Origin of the sequence: Micromonospora palythoicola (genome assembly GCF_036689795.1) — a bacterium.
Lineage (GTDB): Bacteria > Actinomycetota > Actinomycetes > Mycobacteriales > Micromonosporaceae > Micromonospora > Micromonospora palythoicola.
On sequence record NZ_JBAGKI010000042.1, the window covers coordinates 23,454 to 41,646 of the forward strand.

General features: G+C 72.1%; 20 protein-coding genes. 12 read left to right on the top strand and 8 right to left on the bottom strand.

All coding sequences use genetic code 11. The features are described 5' to 3' along the window. Positions 1 to 14 precede the first annotated feature (14 nt). Genes V5O40_RS18605 through V5O40_RS18615 form a run of 3 tightly spaced genes read right to left on the bottom strand, consistent with a single transcriptional unit; the run spans position 15 to position 1,983 of the window. On the bottom strand, positions 15 to 710 hold the full coding sequence (locus V5O40_RS18605; protein WP_332906634.1) for an ABC transporter permease: 696 nt from the start codon (positions 708 to 710) through the stop codon (positions 15 to 17). Then, complete coding sequence (locus V5O40_RS18610; RefSeq protein ID WP_332906635.1) at positions 707 to 1,627, bottom strand: ABC transporter ATP-binding protein; 921 nt, start codon at positions 1,625 to 1,627, stop codon at positions 707 to 709. The genes V5O40_RS18605 and V5O40_RS18610 overlap by 4 nt, the downstream gene beginning before the upstream one ends. Next, positions 1,624 to 1,983, bottom strand: a complete 360-nt coding sequence (locus V5O40_RS18615; RefSeq protein ID WP_332906636.1) for a GntR family transcriptional regulator — start codon at positions 1,981 to 1,983, stop codon at positions 1,624 to 1,626. Before V5O40_RS18615 ends, V5O40_RS18610 begins: the two co-directional genes overlap by 4 nt. A gap of 149 nt (positions 1,984 to 2,132) precedes the next feature. On the opposite strand from V5O40_RS18615, the gene V5O40_RS18620 reads away from it, so the two are divergent. Next, positions 2,133 to 2,660, top strand: a complete 528-nt coding sequence (locus tag V5O40_RS18620) for a SigE family RNA polymerase sigma factor (RefSeq protein ID WP_332906637.1) — start codon at positions 2,133 to 2,135, stop codon at positions 2,658 to 2,660. After that, complete coding sequence (locus V5O40_RS18625; protein WP_332906638.1) at positions 2,657 to 3,805, top strand: hypothetical protein; 1,149 nt, start codon at positions 2,657 to 2,659, stop codon at positions 3,803 to 3,805. The genes V5O40_RS18620 and V5O40_RS18625 overlap by 4 nt, the downstream gene beginning before the upstream one ends. Before the next feature lie 96 nt (positions 3,806 to 3,901). Here V5O40_RS18625 and V5O40_RS18630 read toward each other — a convergent pair whose 3' ends face one another. Beyond that, positions 3,902 to 4,939 carry a hypothetical protein gene (locus V5O40_RS18630; protein WP_332906639.1) on the bottom strand — a complete coding sequence of 346 codons (1,038 nt, stop codon included), beginning with the start codon at positions 4,937 to 4,939 and terminating at the stop codon, positions 3,902 to 3,904. Next, entirely contained in the window at positions 4,939 to 5,208 is a 270-nt protein-coding gene (locus V5O40_RS18635; protein WP_332906640.1) for a hypothetical protein, read from the bottom strand. The genes V5O40_RS18630 and V5O40_RS18635 overlap by 1 nt, the downstream gene beginning before the upstream one ends. Positions 5,209 to 5,478: 270 nt before the next feature. On the opposite strand from V5O40_RS18635, the gene V5O40_RS18640 reads away from it, so the two are divergent. The 3 genes from V5O40_RS18640 (at position 5,479) to V5O40_RS18650 (ending at position 7,888) form a co-directional block, all read left to right on the top strand. Beyond that, positions 5,479 to 5,847, top strand: coding sequence for a YciI family protein (locus V5O40_RS18640; RefSeq protein ID WP_332906641.1), 369 nt, complete (start codon positions 5,479 to 5,481; stop codon positions 5,845 to 5,847). After that, on the top strand, positions 5,844 to 7,121 hold the full coding sequence (locus V5O40_RS18645) for an RNA polymerase sigma factor (protein ID WP_332906663.1): 1,278 nt from the start codon (positions 5,844 to 5,846) through the stop codon (positions 7,119 to 7,121). Before V5O40_RS18640 ends, V5O40_RS18645 begins: the two co-directional genes overlap by 4 nt. Before the next feature lie 77 nt (positions 7,122 to 7,198). Continuing rightward, positions 7,199 to 7,888 (top strand): dihydrofolate reductase family protein, encoded by a 690-nt coding sequence (locus V5O40_RS18650; protein WP_332906642.1) that lies wholly within the window; start codon positions 7,199 to 7,201, stop codon positions 7,886 to 7,888. Positions 7,889 to 7,913: 25 nt separating this feature from the next. Here the strand turns inward: V5O40_RS18650 and V5O40_RS18655 are convergent, their stop codons facing one another. Together V5O40_RS18655 and V5O40_RS18660 are read right to left on the bottom strand one after the other, a co-directional pair. After that, positions 7,914 to 9,152: an acyl-CoA thioesterase/bile acid-CoA:amino acid N-acyltransferase family protein gene (locus tag V5O40_RS18655; RefSeq protein ID WP_332906643.1), complete on the bottom strand. Its 1,239-nt coding sequence runs from the start codon at positions 9,150 to 9,152 to the stop codon at positions 7,914 to 7,916. 42 nt (positions 9,153 to 9,194) lie between these two features. Next, the gene (locus V5O40_RS18660; RefSeq protein ID WP_332906664.1) at positions 9,195 to 10,091 is read right to left on the bottom strand and encodes an aminoglycoside phosphotransferase family protein; all 897 of its coding nucleotides are present in this window, start codon (positions 10,089 to 10,091) and stop codon (positions 9,195 to 9,197) included. A 183-nt stretch (positions 10,092 to 10,274) separates the two neighbouring features. Between V5O40_RS18660 and V5O40_RS18665 the strand changes: the two genes are divergently transcribed. Next, positions 10,275 to 11,360, top strand: coding sequence for a hypothetical protein (locus V5O40_RS18665; protein WP_332906644.1), 1,086 nt, complete (start codon positions 10,275 to 10,277; stop codon positions 11,358 to 11,360). Positions 11,361 to 11,426: 66 nt separating this feature from the next. Here the strand turns inward: V5O40_RS18665 and V5O40_RS18670 are convergent, their stop codons facing one another. Beyond that, positions 11,427 to 12,335: a LysR family transcriptional regulator gene (locus tag V5O40_RS18670; protein ID WP_332906645.1), complete on the bottom strand. Its 909-nt coding sequence runs from the start codon at positions 12,333 to 12,335 to the stop codon at positions 11,427 to 11,429. A 70-nt stretch (positions 12,336 to 12,405) separates the two neighbouring features. Here V5O40_RS18670 and V5O40_RS18675 point away from each other — a divergent pair, with 70 nt between their 5' ends. The 6 genes from V5O40_RS18675 to V5O40_RS18700 all read left to right on the top strand — a co-directional run bounded on the left by V5O40_RS18675 (position 12,406) and on the right by V5O40_RS18700 (position 18,151). Beyond that, positions 12,406 to 13,284, top strand: a complete 879-nt coding sequence (locus V5O40_RS18675) for a dihydrodipicolinate synthase family protein (protein WP_332906646.1) — start codon at positions 12,406 to 12,408, stop codon at positions 13,282 to 13,284. A 115-nt stretch (positions 13,285 to 13,399) separates the two neighbouring features. Next, on the top strand, positions 13,400 to 13,807 hold the full coding sequence (locus V5O40_RS18680; RefSeq protein WP_332906647.1) for a YciI family protein: 408 nt from the start codon (positions 13,400 to 13,402) through the stop codon (positions 13,805 to 13,807). A 6-nt stretch (positions 13,808 to 13,813) separates the two neighbouring features. Then, positions 13,814 to 14,959 (top strand): RNA polymerase sigma factor, encoded by a 1,146-nt coding sequence (locus tag V5O40_RS18685; protein ID WP_332906648.1) that lies wholly within the window; start codon positions 13,814 to 13,816, stop codon positions 14,957 to 14,959. 216 nt (positions 14,960 to 15,175) lie between these two features. Beyond that, a complete protein-coding gene (locus tag V5O40_RS18690) occupies positions 15,176 to 15,754 on the top strand; it encodes a LemA family protein (protein WP_332906649.1) in 579 nt (192 codons plus the stop codon). A 14-nt stretch (positions 15,755 to 15,768) separates the two neighbouring features. Next, positions 15,769 to 17,280, top strand: coding sequence for a DUF2207 family protein (locus V5O40_RS18695; RefSeq protein ID WP_332906650.1), 1,512 nt, complete (start codon positions 15,769 to 15,771; stop codon positions 17,278 to 17,280). Between the two features lie 25 nt (positions 17,281 to 17,305). Continuing rightward, complete coding sequence (locus tag V5O40_RS18700; RefSeq protein WP_332906651.1) at positions 17,306 to 18,151, top strand: aminoglycoside phosphotransferase family protein; 846 nt, start codon at positions 17,306 to 17,308, stop codon at positions 18,149 to 18,151. Positions 18,152 to 18,193 lie beyond the last annotated feature (42 nt).

Genomic DNA, 18,193 nt, shown 5'->3' on the forward strand with positions numbered 1-18,193 from the left:
CGGCCGGTCGACGGTCAGGGGGTCGCGCGTCGGATGGTCAGGTAGCTGAGGCCGGCGAGCAGCACGGTGAGCAGCGCCGGCCAGCCGACCAGCAGCGTCCACCCGGGCTGGTCGGCGAACCAGCCGCCGATCGCCGACCACCAGCCCCGCCAGGTGGCGAGCACGACGAGCCCACCGATCCCGGCCAACGCGACGGTGCTCAGCATCAGCAGGCCGTTGACGCCCCAGCGTTTGAAGACCAGCGCGATCGCGATGCCGATGAAGCCGAGCAGCAGGAACGGGATCGCGAAGCCGAGGAACCGCAGCACCGGGTGCTCGACCATGGCGAAGGGCACGCCGAAGAAGCGCAGGTTGACGCCCCACCCGTCGGTGGCCTCCTCGATCACGGCCAGCAGGTAGAGCACCGCCGCGTAGCTGATCGCCTGCCCGAGGTAGTTGAGCACGTTGCCGAGGTAGAAGCTGCGGCGGGAGACGCCCAGCCCGATGGCGAACGGGAAGTCCTGGGTGATCGCGTTGATGCTGGCGATGAACATCACGACGTAGATGCTCATCAGCCCACCTGTGGTCGGCTCGAAGTCGTCGTTCTCGTTCATCGCACTGAACAGCGCCAGGTTGATGGAAAAACTGAGCGCGAGGATCCCCCAGGGCCAGCCGACCACACTGCGCCATCCGACGAACTGGAGGCGGGCCACGGTCAGGGCGCGGTTCATCGGACGGCCTCCTTGTCTGCCACGACGGCGCTACCGGCCGCGTGCCCGTCGGTCGAGGTGGTCAGGCGTACGACGATGTCCTGCAACGAGGACGCTTCGAGGTCGAGGCCCAGCGACCGGGCGCGGTCGTGCGCGGCCGGGCCGAAGTCGCCGCGTACGGTGGCCCGGGCCGTGCCGCCGAGCGAGGCCCGGTGCAGTTCGGTGCCGGTACGGGTGAACTCGTCCACCGCCGTGACCGGACCGGAGACGGTGACCACCTGGCCGCGCAGCGCCTCCGCCTCGACGTCGAGCAGGAGCCGACCCCGGTCGATCAGCAGGACGTGCTCGATCAGGTCGCTGACCTCGTCGATGAGGTGGGTCGACAGCACGATGGTGCGGGGATGCTCGGTGTAGTCGGCCAGCAGGTGGTCGTAGAAGAGCTGCCGGGAGACGGCGTCCAGGCCCAGGTAGGGCTCGTCGAAGAAGGTCAGCGGGGCGCGCGAGGCGAGCCCGACGACGATGCCGAGCGCGGAGAGCATGCCCCGGGAGAGCTTGCGGACGTTGCGCCCGCGCGGCAACTGGAACACGTCGACAAGTCGTTGGGCGAGCGCCTCGTCCCAGCGCGGATGCACCAGGCGGGCCGCCCGCAGGACGTGCGCGACCCGCAGGTGCGACGGGTAGGTCTGGCTCTCCTTGATGAAGGAGATCCGGGAGAGCACCTGTTCGTTCTCGTACGGGTGCTGCCCGAAGACGCTTACCTCACCGCTGCTGGCGAAGTTCTGCGCGGTGAGGATCTGCATCAGGGTGGTCTTGCCAGCACCGTTGCGCCCCAGCAGGCCGTGGATCCGATGCTCGGCAAGGGAGAAGCTGACCCCGTCCAGGGCGGTGACTCCCTGGTACCGCTTGGTCAGCTCGGTGACGGTGACGACCGCGCTCATCGACCCTCCTCCCAGGTGTCGATCATGCTCTTGAGTTCGGCCGGTTCGATGCCGAGCTTGCGCGCCTCGGTCAGCAGCGGCCGGACGTACTGTCGGGCGAACTCGTCGCGGCGCCGGCCGCGGAGCTTCGCCCGGGCGCCGGGAGAGACGAACATGCCGATTCCTCGCTTCTTGTGGAGAGTTCCGTCGTCGACCAGCTTGTTGACCCCCTTGGCGGCGGTCGCGGGGTTGATCCGGTGGAAGGCGGCCAGCTCGTTCGTCGACGGCACCTGGCTCTCCTCGGCGAGCGTCCCGTCCAGGATCGAGTTCTCCAGCAGCTCCGCGATCTGGAGGAAGATCGGCCGGCCGTCCTCCATCACGTCCACCGTCCCCAGTCGCCACACTGGTTGGCTGGTTCATTACTCATGTAGCTAACCATGCAACCTGAGCGGCGGTGCTGTCAAGGGATCGACGGCGGCGTTAACCTTCCGGCCCGACCGGCGCGTCTACCTGTCGGGAGGTACGCATGACCGACAGGTACCCGGCGCCACCCGAGGGCTTCGCCGACTTCGTGGCGGCCCGGTCCGCCGCGCTGCTGCGCTCCGCCTGGCTGCTCACCGGGGACGCCGGCCGCGCCGAGGACCTGCTCCAGACCGTGCTGGCCGCCGCCTGGCGACGCTGGTCGACCGTGGTCGCGGCCGAGCATCCCGAGGCGTACCTGCGGCGGGCGCTGTTCACCACCTACGTCTCCTGGTGGCGGCGCCGGTGGCGGGCCGAGTTGCCGGCCGCCACGCCGCCGGAGGACACCGGATCCGGTGACCTGGCCCGGGAGTCGGCCGACCGGGACGCGGTCCGCCGGGCGCTGGCCCGGCTCAGTCGCCAGCAGCGGGCGATCGTGGTGCTGCGCTACGTCGAGGACCTCTCCGTGGACCGGACCGCCCAGGTGCTGGGCTGCTCGCCGAACACGGTGAAGGTGCAGTCGTCGCGTGCCCTGCGCAGCCTGCGTACCGATCCGGACCTGAGCCTGTTCACCAACCGGGAGGTCGTGCCGTGACCCGCGACGACGAGGACATCCGAGGGCTGCTCGCCGGGGCCGTACCACCGCTGGCCGCACCGCCGGACCGGGTCGCCGAGGTCGGCATCCGGGTACGCCGGCACCGTCGCCGGATGGCCGGCGGCGCGGCGGCGGTCGCGCTGACCGTCGGCCTGGGCGTCGGTCTGCCGAACCTGGTGGCCGGTCCGGACGGCGAGCGGGTCGCGCCGGTGACCACCCCCAGCCCGCAGGGTGACGCCGCCTGCCCGACCAGCCTCGACGACCGCCCGGAACTGGCGTCCGTGCGCTACGGCGACGACGAGCCGCTGGTCCCCACGGGAGCGGTGGAGGTCACCAGCTGCCAGGTGCCGGTCGGCAGCGGTCCCGACCCGGCGTACCGGCTCGGCCCCCGCACCCTCACCACCGGAGTCGACGAGATCGTCCGGCTGCTCAACTCCCAGCCACCGACCCAGCAGGACGGACAAGGTAGGCCGCTGCCGGACGGTCAGGAGTTGCGGTGCACCCTGAAGGCCAGCACCGACGAGACGGTGCTGGTGTTGCGCTACCCGGACCGGGACCCGGTCACGGTCTGGACGGACTACAACTGCCGGGTAACGGTCACCGCCACCCACGGCCGGGGGACGGATATCCAGGTCGCCATAACATTCCTCGACCGGTACCGGGCGCAGCTGGCGGCGACCACCGATCCCGCCTCCGTCACCAGCCCGGCCTGCCCGGCCACCTTCCCGGTCGAGCGCATGCGGAAGAACTCCGGGCACCACCCGCCGAACTGGATCAGGTTCAACAACACCGATCCGTACCGGTCCCTGCCGGACCCACTCGTCGAGTTCACCGCCTGCCGATACGTCACCCGGGGCGAGACCGGGGAGTTGGTCGGGCAGCAGCGGCGGCGCGCGGACGCGGACGAGGTGCGAGACCCGCTCAACGGTGCCTTCGGCAGGTCCTCGAAGAGCAGCGACTGCGGCGACAAGCCGGACTACCAGGAACCCACCGTGTTCGACACGCTCACCGTGGCCGATGTCACCGGAGAGACGGCCGAGTTCTGGATCCGGCACGAGCCGTGCCGCAGCGTCAACAACCAGGTGCTCACCCCAGAACTGTTGGACGTCATGACCGACCTGCTCGGCCAGCCGCCGTCGCGGTGAGCCGGTGCGACCCGGGTCGGACCTGACGGGGGTCGGCCCGCCGCACACGCCGGCCCGGTCCGGCAGCCACACCGGACCGGGCCGGCGTACCGGAACTCACCCGTACGGTGGCCGGGCGTACGCGGCCCGCAGCGCGGCCAGCCCGGTCGACTTCGGACTGAGGGTGCCCCAGCCGGAGTTGAAGTAGTTCGTCCGGGCGATCAGGGGGCCACGCTCGGCGTTGAGCCGGGCGATGGCCGGCGGCACGGTGGCGATCCAGGCCGCCTGGTCGGGAATCTCGATGACCCGTACGCCCCACTCGGCGATGAGCACCGGACGGGACAACGCGACCGGACCGAGATCGGCCACCGCCCAGTCCTTGGTGCGCCGGAACCGTTCCAGCGCGGTGTGGCTGGCATGTGTGGCGTAGACGTTCCACTGCAGGTAGTCCAGCCGGGTCATCAGCGCCTCCGGATGGGTGCGCCGGAAGCAGTCCCGGTTGAAGCCACCGACCCCGACCGAGAAGGTGCTGCCCTGCGGCAGCCCCTTGGCCCGGAACCAGTTGACGATGTACGTCACCGCCTGCACCGCCCGGGCGTCCGACTCGGCCCAGGTGTACGCCTTGCCGGCCTCGGTGGTGCCGAACTCGTGATCGGTGTCCAGCTCGGAGGCGAGCTGGATGTTCACCCCGAAGCCCATCGTCCGGTACTGCGACAGCGCCCGGGCGAACAACCCGTCGCACTGCCCGGCGATGACCTGGCCGTAGCCGTACGCCTTCGGCCAGACCGCGCCGGGACGCTGCTGGATGGTCATCGCCGGAGCGGGCACGGTGTACCGCACCCCGTCCACGGTGAAGGTCTGCGGCCCGGTGTCGGGCGCGCCGTAGTGCTTCAGTTCGAGCACCATGTTGAGCTGCACCCCGGACCGCCCCAGCGTGATCAACCAGGGCCGCTGGTAGCCGGGGAAGATGTAGGCGTCGGCGAAGCTGCGGTACTGGGTCAGCGACCGGAAGTTGCCGCCGGCCATGTCGGCCGTCGGATCCGCACCGCCGGAGAGGTAGTAGCCGCCCAGCACCGGCGGCAGCACGGTGTAGGCGACGCTGGCGGTGGCGGTCCGATTGAGGGAGTCGCGCACGGTGACGGTCACCCGTGGCATCACGCCACCGCCCGGAAGACGGCCACCGCGCCGTCGTCGGAGACCCGGGACCAGGTACGCCCCGAGTCGTCGGCGACGGTGACGGTGAGCGGGTCGATCACGGCGGTCACCGAGACGGGTGCGCTGCGGTTGCCCTGCGCGTCGGCCACCGTGACCGTCACGGTGAGCCGCTGGTGGTCCGCGTCGCCGTAGTTGACGGTCAGCAACATCTGCTCGCCGGGTGAGTAGATGGTGGGGTTCATCGAGGCGTTGGCGGTGGGAGCGGCCATGGCAGCTCCTTCCTGGCTTGGACGTCGCGACCAGCGGTGCAGCACCGTCGGTGCGGCTGGTCGGCGACGGCGGGCCGGAGCCGGGCGGCGCGGCGGCGCGCCCCGGCGGGATCCGTACTGGCGGCCGGCGGGACGTCACGCTCCCGACCCGGCCCGAGGATCGGATGTGGCCCGCCATCCGCAGCCTCGCTACCTGCTACAACAATGCGTCGGGGCAGGTCACGCCGTCCTGTCCGGTTACGGACATATCGACCATTATGGAGGCGAGAAGTGAAGTACCTGATGCTGATCTACGGCAACGAGGAGATCTGGGGCAGCCTGCCGGACGGCGACCTGGCCACTCTGATCGGTCAGGTCGACACCTTCAACGAGGCGTTGCGGGCCTCCGGTGAGTTGGTCGACGTGCAGGGGTTGGTGTCCCGGCCCCGGTCGGTGCGGATCACCGCCGACCTGCCGGTGGTGACGGACGGGCCGTACCTGGAGGCCAAGGAGTACGTCGGGTCGTACTTCGTGGTCGACGTCGATGACGAGCAGCGGGCGTTGGAGATCGCCCGGGCCTACCCGGGTCTGCGGTTCGGCACCTCCGGCGGCGGCATCGAGATCTGGCCGCTGATGGCCGGCGACGGAGCGGACCGCTGAGTCTCGACGCGGCCACCGTCGACCTGCTGCGCCGGCTCGCACCGCAGGTGCTGGCCACGTTGGTGCGCCGGTACGGCGACTTCGGTCGGGCCGAGGACGCCGTGCAGGAGGCGCTCGTCGCCGCCGTGGAGAGGTGGCCGCTCGACGGCGTACCCGAGCAACCGTCGGGCTGGCTGCACACCGTCGCCGCCCGCCGCTACGTCGACCTGGTGCGCACCGAGGTCGCCCGCACCCGCCGCGAACGTACGGCGCTGGACCTCACCCCCCGCGACGCGCTCGTCGTCCCCGCGCCCGACACCGTGCCACCCCGGGACGACCTGCTGGAGCTGTTTCTGCTCTGCTGTCACCCGGCGCTGCCCGCGCCCGCCCAACTGGCACTGACCCTGCGTGCGGTGGGTGGGCTCACCACCGCCGAGGTCGCCGCCGCCTTCCTGGTGTCGGAGCCGACCATGGGGCAACGGATCTCGCGGGCGAAACTGCGCCTGCGGGCGGCGGGTGCCCGGTTCGCACCGCCACCGACGGCGGAACGCAAGGCCCGGCTGGCCGTCGTACGCCAGGTGCTGTACCTGATGTTCAACGAGGGGTACACCGCCAGCAGCGGCCCTCAACTGCGCCGCGCCGACCTGACCGGGCAGGCGCTGCGGTTGACGCGCCGGCTGCACGAGCAACTGCCCGACGACGCCGAGACGACCGGCCTGCTCGCGCTGATGCTGCTCACCGAGGCCCGAGCGGCGGCCAGGGTCGACCGGCACGGCGAGCTGGTGCCGCTGGCGGAGCAGGACCGCCAGTTGTGGGACCGGCTGGCGATCGCCGAGGGTTGCGCACTTGTCGAACGGAGTCTGGCCGCCACGCCACCGGGGCCGTACCGGGTCCAGGCCGCCATCGCGGCGGTGCACGCCGAGGCGCCGAGCGCCGAGGCCACCGACTGGCCCCAGGTGCTCGCCCTGTACGAGGTGCTGGAGCACCTCGCGCCCAACCCGGTGGTCACGCTGAACCGGGCGGTGGCGGTGGGCATGGTGCACGGGCCCGTCGCCGGGCTGGCCCTGCTCTGCGAGGTGGAGTCGGGGCCGTTGGCCGGGCACCACCGGCTGCACGCCGTCCGCGCCCACCTGCTGGAACTCGCCGACGACCGGCCCGCCGCCGCCGCGCAGTGGCGGGCGGCGGCGCAGCACGCCGGCAGCGATCCCGAACGGCGGTACCTGCTGCGCCGAGCCGCCACCGCGAGCGACCCGGGCCTTCCCCCATGTGAGCCAGGTCACCGTCGAATCCCGTAGAGGCGTGCCGTCCGGCTCCGATCCACAGGTGGATCGGCACCCACGGTGGGTGCCGTCGCACCCGGGAGGAACAGCACATGACGAAGGTGACCGCCCAACTGTCGGTGTCGCTGGACGGCTGCTACGCCGGCCCGCGACACGACGGCGTGGGCGACTGGCTGCGGTCGGCGGAGAGCCACGGCTTCTTCCGGGTGACCCGGTGGGCCACCGAGGCGATGGCGTGGCGCGAACGGCAGGGTTTCGCCGGCGGCCGGCACGACGCCGACTCCGAGATCATCGCCGAGTCGTTCGCCGCGGCCGGCGCGTACGTGATGGGCCGCCGGATGGCCGACGGCGGTGAGGTGCCGTGGGGCGACGAACCGCCGTTCCGCGCTCCGGTCTTCGTGGTGACCCACCGGCCCCGCCCGACGCTGCACCGTCAGGGTGGCACCAGCTTCACCTACGTCACCGACGGGCTGGCCAGCGCGGTGGCCCAGGCCCGGGCCGCAGCCGGCGGCCGGAACGTCGCGGTGGCCGGCGGGGGCAGCCTGGTCCGGCAGGTGCTGCGGGCGGGGCTGCTCGACGAGTTGGAGTTGCACGTGGTGCCGGTCGTCCTCGGTGCCGGGCTACGCCTCTTCGACGACCTGGATCTCGACGCCTTCGAGGCGATCGAGCTGACCCCCGAGCGGGTGCTCGCCAGCGGGCACGTCACCCACGTCCGGTACGCGGTGCGCGGTCGCGCCCCGCTGGTCCTAGACGATCGCGGACGCGGCACCGGCACCCCGTAGGCCGTGCCGTCGGCCGGCGGCGCCGTCAGTGGGTGGCGAGGAAGCTGAGCACCTCGGACCACCCGTCCCGGCGGGCGACGGCGTCGCCGGCCCGGGAGCCGCCGTGGTCGTGCGCACCGGTGCGCCCCTGGTGCACCGTCTTCGACGGCAGGTACGGGAAGGTGCCCACGCCGTGACCGGCGTCCGGGTAGAGCAGCACCCGGTGGGGTGGGCCACCGAGGGCCAGCACCAGCTCGGCGGCGTAGGTCGGCGCGTCCCAGAGCAGGTCGTCCGCCCCGGCGATGGCCAGTACCGGTCCGTCGATCCGGTCGACGGGTAACGGGCCGCTCGGCACCGGCCGGCCACGGTAGGTCCAGGCGGGCGCTCCCGTGTACGGGTAGCCGAGGTGGACGACGCTGCTCGGGGCGTAGGCGACGACGGCGCCGACCAGGTCCGGGCGCTGTTGCGCCAGCAGCAACGCGGCCTCGGTGCCGCGCGAGTAGCTCAGCACCGCCACCTCACCATCGGAGTGCGGGGCGAGCAGTTCGGCGGCGGCGACGAAGTACTCCAACGGGATGTCGTGCAGGCTGTCCGGCAGCCCCGGTGCGCCGAAGTAGCCCAGGCACAGCACCGGGTGCCCGCGAGAGGCGAGCAGCGGCGCGTCGTACAGCCCGCCGACGCCGCCCTCCGAGCCACCGAACCACAACACCCCGCGCCGTCGCGGCACATCCGGCGGCGGCAGGACGAGCAACCCGTGAACCCCGTCGGCCGCCCGGGTCAGCTCGGTGAAGGAAACCTCGCCCGCCGTCCAGTCTCGCCGCACGGTGACGACGGCCGGCTCACGGCCACCGCTCACGGCCGACAGCCGGACCGGGAAGTCACGCCGTACGTGCGGCCAGACCGGCGCGAAGTAGGAGGCCCCGCCGTTCAGCGGATCCATCGACCAGAACAGACCCATCGGGTCGACACCCGAGTAGGAGCCGTGCACCGGTGCGTCCCGCGACACGTCCACCACACCGTCGACGTCGGCCACGAACGTCGCCGCCGCGCGCCACCGACGCCCCGCGTGATCCCGGGCCTCGGCGGCGATCTCCGCCCGTTCCCTCGCGGCCAGACCACTGACCCGTACCCGCAGCGGCTGGTCGACGAGCGCCACGGCCGGCGTCACGTCCAGCCGCAGGCGCGGCGCGCCGCCCCTGCCCCGATCGCCGACGAGGAGGGTCGCGACCACCAGCCCCACCAGGACGGCGGGCAGGATCCGGGACGTTCTCGACCAACGCCGCATCGACCACACCATATGTGCGGCTGTCCACCCCCACGACGGGTGCTATTCGGCGAGGATCGCCTGGAGGCGGGCCCGACATTCGGCCACGAACGCCGGGTAGCTGTGCTGGTAGTACGAGATGCCGCTGGCGGCCACGGCGATCGCCCAGGCGCGGGCGCGTAGCCAGGTGGAGTCGTCCACGTCGGCGGCGTCGCGGTAGGCGTGGCGGGCCTCGGGCGGCAGGTCCCACACCGGGGCGTGCTCGGCGTCCGGCAGGCCGACCGACAGGCCGCCGAAGTCGATGACCGCGTGCAGTCTGCCGTGTCGGACCAGGAGGTTGGTGGGCCGGAGATCGCCGTGCAGCCACACCTGCGGCCCGGACGGTTCGGGCCGGGCCAGCGCCGCCTGCCACATCCGTTCCAGGGTGTCGACGTCGATCTCGGTGCCGACGATGGTCCGGCAGTCGGCGAGAGCGCCGCTGATCCACTCGGCGCAGGGCCGCAGTTCGCCGCCGCGGTACCAGCTGAGGTCGCCCGCGCGGGTCGCCCCCATCAGGTCCGTCCCGTGCAGCTCCCGTACCACCCCCGCCAGGTCGGCGCCGAAGGCCGCCCAGTCCGAGACGGTCTGCGGTCCGGCCTCGTCGCCGTCGATCCATCGGTAGACCGCCCAGGGCAGCGGAAAGGCGCCGGTGGGTACGCCGGTGTGCACCGGTTCCGGGATCCGGAAGCCGAGCCGGGGGGCCAGCCGGGGCAGCCAGCGCTGTTCCTTGCGCAGCGACGGCGCCTTCTCGGCGGTGCGCGGCAGCCGTACGAGCAGGTCGGCGCCGAGACGGTACATCGTGTTGTCGGTGCCCGCGCCCGCCCGGGACAACGGCAGATGCCCCCACTGTGGACACTGCTGCGTCACCAACGAACTGACCACATCCTCGTCGACCGGAATCTCACCCTGGTGCAGCGGCACACCGGGATCCTCCCGCCGGGCGCTCGGGTGGGCCACCCAATTCTCCGGGCACCGGGGCGCGGGCCACCCGGTCGAACTGGTGCCGGGCACCCGTCCCGTCGGTTGTAGGCAAGCCGACTGTGACCTTGACCGGTACCCGGAACAGTGGCAAGGAGCATCGACTACCACCGATTGGAGTGGCCCATGTCTCTCCGACTCCGTCACCTCTGTGCCGCCCTGGCCGTGGTGCTGGCCGCAACGCTGGCGATCCCCGGCGCACCGGCCACCGCCGCCACCGCCGACCGCTTCGGCTTCGCGTACGTCGCCGATCCCACCGTGCCGGTCTGGACACCGCTGCCCGCGGCGTACCAGTTCGGCAGCTGGGCCGCCGGCCCGGTGGCCACCGGCGGCAAGGTCGCCCCCGGCCGGTTCCTGGTGCGGTTCCCGAACATCGCCCTGGGTTCCCGAGGCAACGCACACGTCACCGCCGTGGCCCGGGACGGCCGGTTCTGCCAGCTCGTGCGGTGGGGCAGTTCGGGCGCCGACGAAATCGTCGACGTGCAGTGCTTCCGACCCGGCGGGATCCCGGCCGACACCCCGTTCACCGTGCTGTGGACGGTCAGCTCCGGCATCCTGCCGGCCGGCGTCGGGGCGTACGCCTCGGCGCAGGTGCTGTCGAACGTCCTCGCCCAGTCGTACAACTCGGCCGGCGCACCCGTCACCGCCGCCAACGTCGGCGTGGGCATCTACGCGCTGCGCTTCCTGGCGGTCGGCACGGCCGGCGCGCTCTCCGGAAACGTGCAGGTGACCGCCCAGCAGCCGAACGCCCAAGCACGCCGCTGCAAGATCCTTCGCTGGGGCGCGACCGGCCCGGACGTGCTGGTCTACGTCGCCTGCCACGATCCGGCCACCGGTGCTTTGATCAACAGCGACTTCACCGCCTCGTTCCATCGGGAGCGCTCGGTCTACGCGTCGTTCGGCCCGCCGAAGTACTTCGGGTACCTCGCGACGCCCTTCGTCGGTCCGACGAACTACTCCCACCCGCTCGGTGTGGGCGCCAACGGCTTCGGTCCCACGGGTGTCGGCACCTACACGGTCAAGTTCCCGGCCCTGCACGAGAAGAGCACCACGGCGCAGGTGACCGCGATCGGTGACGACCCCTCGTACTGCACCATCCAGTCCCGATGGGCGCAGTTCGGCAGCGACGCGGCGGTGCCGGTCTCCTGCTTCAGCAACGCCGGCCGGCCGCAGGACAGCGAGTTCAGCTCGACCTTCTCGTCGAGCGTCTGAGCCCGTCGGTCCCCGCCCGGGGCAGCCCTGGGCGGGGACCGACGGCGGGTGCGCCGCGGCGGCGGCTCAGGACCCGGCCGGGCGCCCGCCGGGCAGGTCCGCGGCGGCGACCTGCAGCGCGGCGACGCTCGCGGCCACCGCGGGATGGTCACCCGCGCCCTGCCGGTAGGCGATCCGGGTACGCCGTCGGATGGTGAGCGGGACCAGGGCCACCCCGGTCGGCGGCCGCCCGACAGCCAGTTGCGGCACCAGACCGACGCCCTGACCGGCGGCGACCAGGGCCAGCACGGCGGTGAAATCGTCCGCGTGGTGACGCACGGTCGGGCGGAAGCCGGCCAACTCACCCGCGTGCAGGGTCACCGAGTGGCAGAGCGTACCCGGGCTGCCCACGATCCAGTCCGCGTCGCGTACCGAGCGCATCGGGTCGCCGGTGAGGTCCCGGTCCGCCCCGACGGCCAGGTAGACCGTCTCCTCAAGCAGCGGCACCGAGTCCAGGGCCGGGCCCGGCTCGACGGGCACGATGTCGTAGTCGTGCACGAGCGCCACGTCGAGGCGGCGGTCGCGCAGCGCGTCGGGCACCGCGACCGGGTCCAGCTCGGTGACCATCAGGTCGAGCGCCGGATGGTCACGGCCGAGCGCGACCAGGGCGGGCAGCAGCAGGGTACGCACCGCACTGGGGTACGCGCCGATGCGTACCGTGCCACGGAGCCCGCCCCGCGCGGCGGCGAGAGTCGCGTCGACCGCCTCCAGCGCGGCGAGGACGACCTCGGCGTGCCGGACCAGCGCCACCCCGGTGGGAGTCAGGGCGACCCGCCGACCGGCCCGCTCCAGCAGCGTCACACCGGCCTCCCGTTGCAGCGCGGCGAGTTGCTGGGAGACGGCGGACGGCGTGTAGGTGTGCGCCTCGGCCACGGCGGCGATGGTGCCGAGGTGGGACAGATCCCGCAGCAGGCGCAGGCGACGGACGTCAAGCATCAGTTCAGCTTACGTATCCGGTGAGTAATCGGAACTGGTGCTTCACCTTCTTCGGTCGGAGGCTGAAGGCATGACACCAGCCGGTCTCTACGTACCCATGATCACCCCGTTCGACGAGCACGGCGCGATCGCACTCGACGCACTGCGCGCACTCGCCCGGGAGATACTGACCGCCGGCGCGACCGGTCTGGTCGCCCTCGGCACCACCGCCGAGCCGCACGCCCTCGACGCCACCGAGCAGCAGCTGGTGGTCGACACGATCGCCGCGATCTGTCGGGAACACCGGGCCGGTCTCCTGGTCGGCGCGCACACCGCACCGGAGCTGCGGGCACTCGCCGGGCGGCCCGAGGTCACCGCCGCGCTCTGCCTGGTCCCGCCGTTCCTGCGCCCCGGCGAGGAGGCGGTGGTCGCGCACTACGCCCGGTTGACCGAGGACTCACCGGTGCCGCTTGTCGCGTACCACGTTCCGTACCGCACCGGGCAGCAGTTGGGCGCCGACACGCTGCGCCGCCTCGCCGGGCTGCCCGGCCTGGTGGGCGTCAAGCAGGCGGTCGGCGGCATCGACGCCGACACGATCGCCCTGCTCGCCGACCCGCCGTCCGACTTCGCGGTGCTCTGCGGCGAGGACGCGTACGTCTCGCCGCTGCTCGCCCTCGGCGCGGCCGGCGGGATCCTCGCCTCCGCGCATCTCGCCACCGGCGACTACGCCCACCTGATCGCGGCCTGGCGCTCCGGCGACGTCGCCCGGGCCCGCCCGCTCGGCCACCGGCTCGCCACCCTCTCGGCCGCGCTGTTCGCCGAACCCAACCCCGCCGTGGTCAAGGCGGTGCTGCACGCCCAGGGCCGGATCCCGACACCGCTCGTCCGCCCTCCGCTGCTGCCCGCCACCTCGGCGGCCACCGCCCGGGCGCTGACCTGCCTGGCCGGGGCATCGGACGAACCGGCGTGAGGGCCGCTGACAAACTCAGCGAAAAAATCCCCGGCGGCATGTCGAGAAGCCGGGCCGGGCTCCGTCCCTGCCATGAACGCGGCCAGAATGGCCCGTAGTTGACAAGGAGCATCCGATGGCCAAGTACCTGTTGCTCAAGCACTACCGTGGCGGCCCGACCCCGCTGCACGACGTGCCGATGGACCAGTGGACGCCCGAGGAGGTCTCGGCCCACGTGCAGTACATGCGCGACTTCGCGGCCCGGCTCGAAGACACCGGCGAGTTCGTCGAGGGACAGGCGCTCTCCCCGGAGGGCACGTTCGTCCGCTACGACGGGGAGGGACGACCGCCGGTCACCGACGGCCCGTTCGCGGAGACCAAGGATCTGATCGCCGGCTGGATGGTGATCGACGTCGACAGCTACGACCGGGCGTTGGAGCTGGCCGGCGAGTTGTCGGCGGCGCCGGGCGCCGGCGGGAAGCCGCTGCACGAGTGGCTCGAGGTGCGGCCGTTCCTCACCGAGCCGCCGACCATCTCGGAGTGACGCACGGTGGATGAGGCCGTCCTACGGACCCTTACTCCGGCCGTGATCGGCATCCTCGTCCGTCGCGGAGTCGACTTCGCGACGGCCGAGGATGCCGTGCAGGACGCGCTGGTTGAGGCCGTCCGGGCATGGCCGACGGACCCGCCGCGCGACCCCAAGGGCTGGCTGGTCGCCGTGTCCTGGCGGAAGTTCCTCGACGTGGCCCGCGCGGACACCGCGCGGCGACGGCGCGAGGCCCTGATGGAGGTGGAGCCCGCGCCCGGACCGGGCGAGCCGGTCGACGACACGCTCGCGCTCTACTTCCTGTGCGCGCATCCGTCGTTGACCCCGGCCTCGGCGGTGGCGCTGACACTGCGGGCGGTCGGCGGCCTGACCACCCGGCAGATCGCCCGGGCCTACCTGGTGCCGGAGCCGACAATGGCGCAGCGGATCAGCCGGGCCAAGCGGACCGTCAGTGGCGTCCGGTTCAACCAGCCCGGGGACGTCGGGACCGTGCTGCGCGTGCTCTACCTGGTCTTCAACGAGGGCTACTCCGGCGATGTCGACCTCGCCGCGGAGGCGATCCGACTCACCCGCCAGTTGGCGGCCAGGATCCGACACGCGGAGGTGGCGGGTCTGCTCGCGCTCATGCTGCTGCACCACGCCCGCCGGCCGGCGCGAACCACCGCCGACGGCCGCCTGGTGCCGCTGGCCGAGCAGGACCGGGGCCGCTGGGACACCCGGCTCATCGCCGAGGGCGTGCAGATACTTCAGAACGCCCTGGCCCGCGACCGCCTGGGCGAGTTCCAGGCGCAGGCCGCCATCGCCGCGCTGCACGCCGACGCCCGCACCGCCGAGGAGACCGACTGGGTGCAGATCGTCGAGTGGTACGACGAACTGGTTCGCCTCACCGACAGCCCGGTGGCCCGCCTCAACCGGGCGGTCGCGGTCGGGGAGGCCGACGGGGCACGAGCCGGCCTGGCCGCCCTGGCGGACCTCGACCCCACCCTGCCCCGGTACGCCGCTGTCGCCGCGTACCTGCACGAGCGTGACGGTGACCTGGTCACCTCGGCACGGCTCTACGCCGAAGCCGCCCGATCGGCGCCCAGCCTTCCCGAGATCGAACACCTCACTCGGCAGGCCGCCCGGCTCAACGCGCTGCTGCGCCGGTAGGTGGTGCGTCCACCGCGGTGGGCCACCGCGAGCAACGCCTTCTTCACGATCGTTCCTTCAGAATCCGGGCGATGTCCACGTTTCCTGCCGCCGGCCGGCAGGGTGCCAGCCGTTCGCCCGATTGCGGCCGGCTGCCGTTGTGCCCATGCTCGGGCCAGTCGGGGATGTCGTCGACGGATCGTCGAGGTGGTCCACGACGGGATGCGGGGAGTTCGGGTGGAGACCGTTTCCATCATCGGGGCCACAGGGCTGTTCTGCCTGGCGGCGGTGCTGGTGATCGGCTGGGCGCTGAACGCCTACAACCGTCTGGTCCGCCAACGCAACCAGGTGCAGGCGTCGTGGGCGCAGATCGACGTCCAACTCAAGCGTCGGTACGACCTCGTGCCCAACCTGGTCGAGACGGTCAAGGGCTACGCGGCGCACGAACGCGGCACGCTGGAGGCGGTGCTGGCCGCCCGTTCCGGCGCGATGGCCGCCGCCGTCACGCCCGGGGTGGCCGTTCGCGCGGGCGCCGAGGAGGTACTGACCCGGACGCTCGGCCGGCTCCTCGCGCTGGCCGAGGCGTACCCGAACCTCAAGGCGAACCAGAACTTCGCGGCCCTGCACAGTGAACTGACCCGGACCGAGGACAAGATCGCCTACGCCCGGCAGTTCTACAACAGCGCTGTTCAGACATACAACACAAGCGTGCAGTCCGTTCCGATCAACGTCATCGCCGGCTTGGGCGGTTTCCGATCGACGGACTACTTCGAGGCCCTCGACGGAGAACGCGCCGCCGTCCGGGTGCGCTCCTGACGGGAGTTGGCCCGGTGGATCTCCGACTGCTTCTCGACCTGGCCGCGAGCGCGGTCGCAGTCGGGGCCTGGTTCGGCGCGTACGGCCTGGTCCGCGCCGTCACCCGACCGGCCGGTCCGACGCCCGCGCCGGCCACCATGGAACTCGGGAACGAACCACCCGCCGTGGTCAGCCTGTTGGTCAACCGGTGGTCGGTGACCGAGGACGCGGCCGAGTCGACTCTGCTCGATCTTGCCGCCCGTGGCTACCTCGAGTTGCGCCAGCCCGACGACGATCCGACGCGGACCACCCTGCACCTGCCGTCCAGCCCGCCCGACGACGGGAAACTGCGGCCGTACGAGCGGCGGGTGCTCGACCGGGTACGCGGGCTGGCGGTCGACGGCGTCGTACCGCTGACCGCGCTGACCTTCCGCGACCGGGCGCAGGCGCAGGCGTGGAACAGACGGCTGCGAGCGCAGGTCGTCGCGGACGCCCGGGCCGCCGGGCTGTCACGGCGGCGCTTCGGCCCCGCCGTGACCAGCCTGTTGACCGCCGCCGCCGGGGTCGTCGCGGTGGTCGTCACGGTGATGCTGTGGCGCTACGGGAGCTTGCACAGTACCGACGGAAACCCGGCTGTCGGAGCCGGAGTCGTCGTCTTCGCCGTCCTCACCGCCATCGCGGGACTGTCACCGGGTGAGCGCGACACACCCCTCGGCCGCCAGGTGGCCGCACACTGGCTCGGTGTCCGGGACTGGCTACGCGGACACGAGCAGTTCGACGAACTACCACCGGCGTCGGTGGCGATCTGGGACCGCTACCTGGGTTACGGTGCGGCCGTCGGCGCCACCCGCCGGACCAGCGCCCTGCTCGACCTCGGGATGGGCGACCGGAAACTGGTCTGGTCCTCGCTCGGTGGCAGGTGGCACCGGGTCCGGGTACGGTACCCGCGCTTCTCCCTCCGTTACGGTCAGACGGTGCCGAAGCTGCTGCTGCGCGCGGCGATCAGCCTCGCGGTGGGCGGCTTCCTGCTGAAGGTGTTCGGCACCGACCTCGATCTCACGCCCACACCGGACGGTCAGCCGCAGCGGATCGTCACGGTCGTGACCGCCGGCCTCGTCGTCGTGGGCCTGGTACTGCTGGGGCTCGGTGGCCACACGCTGGTGCGTGGTGTCACGGATCTCGTCACGGAGCGGACCGTCACCGGCGAGGTGCTGTGGCTGGAGGTGTGGCGCACGACGAACCAGGGTGAGGACCGACCGGCCCGACCGTGGCTGCACTACCTGGCTGTGGACGACGGCACCGGCGACCGGACCACCGCCTGGGGCCTGCCCAGCCGGTGGGCCGGTGACTGCCGCGACGGGGACGTCGTCACCATCCGGGTCCGCCCGTGGACCAGGCGAGTGGTCGCCTTCGCGGTCGTCGGTCACGGCCGGTCCCGACGGCTGGTCGAGCCGTCGGGTACCGACCAGCGTCGCACCTCGGCGACGGAGTACGGTGGCCCGGCCGGACGTCCCCCGGCAGCCGCTCAGGGCAGCGGGACGACGTAGGAGTCGACGCGACGAAGTAGGGCGGATGGTCGAGCGGGAGATCCTGACGGGCGGCGGCGTCAACGAGGTCGTTCGGATCGGCGACACGGTGCGTCGACCCACCGGCCCCTGGTCCACCCGGGTTCACGACCTGCTGCGGCAGCTCGCCGCCCAGGGCTTCACGGCGGCACCCCGGGTACGCGACACGAGCGAGCCCGGGTTCGAGCTACTCGACTTCCTGCCGGGCGAGGTGTCGAACTATCCGCCGTCCCCCGCGGCGGCCTCGATCGAGGCGTTGGAGAGCGCCGCCGTGCTGCTCAGGGCTTACCACGACGCGACGGCCGAGTACGCGCGGCGAGCACCGCGCGACGGCTGGCAGGTGGCGGCGACCGAGCCGGTCGAGGTCATCTGTCACGGCGACTACGCCCCGCACAACTGCGTGCTCGACGGCAACCGCGTCGTGGGCATCATCGACTTCGACCATGCCCAGCCCGGGCCCCGGATCTGGGACGTCGCCTACGCGGCCTACCGCTGGGTGCCGATGACCGCACCGGGGAACACCGACGGCTTCGGAACCACCGAGGAACAGGCCGCCCGGCTACGCACGTTCTGCGATCGTTACGGGCTGGACGACACCGCACGAGCCGACCTGGTGGACGTCACCGTGGCCCGGCTGCACGCACTTGTCGAATTCATGCACGCCCAGGCAGCCGCCGGCAACGCCGCCTTCGCCGGTCATCTCGCGGACGGACACCACATCCAGTACCTCAACGACGCGAGGTACGTACGCGCGCACCGCCTGGTCTTCGAACGTGCCCTGCACGGTCGACCGGGCGACCTGCGTGACGAGGGCCGCCGCCCTGGCGACGATCGACGGTCGGGCCACCACTGACCGTTCGGCCGAACGCTCCCGTCGAGCGGCCGGATCACGCGA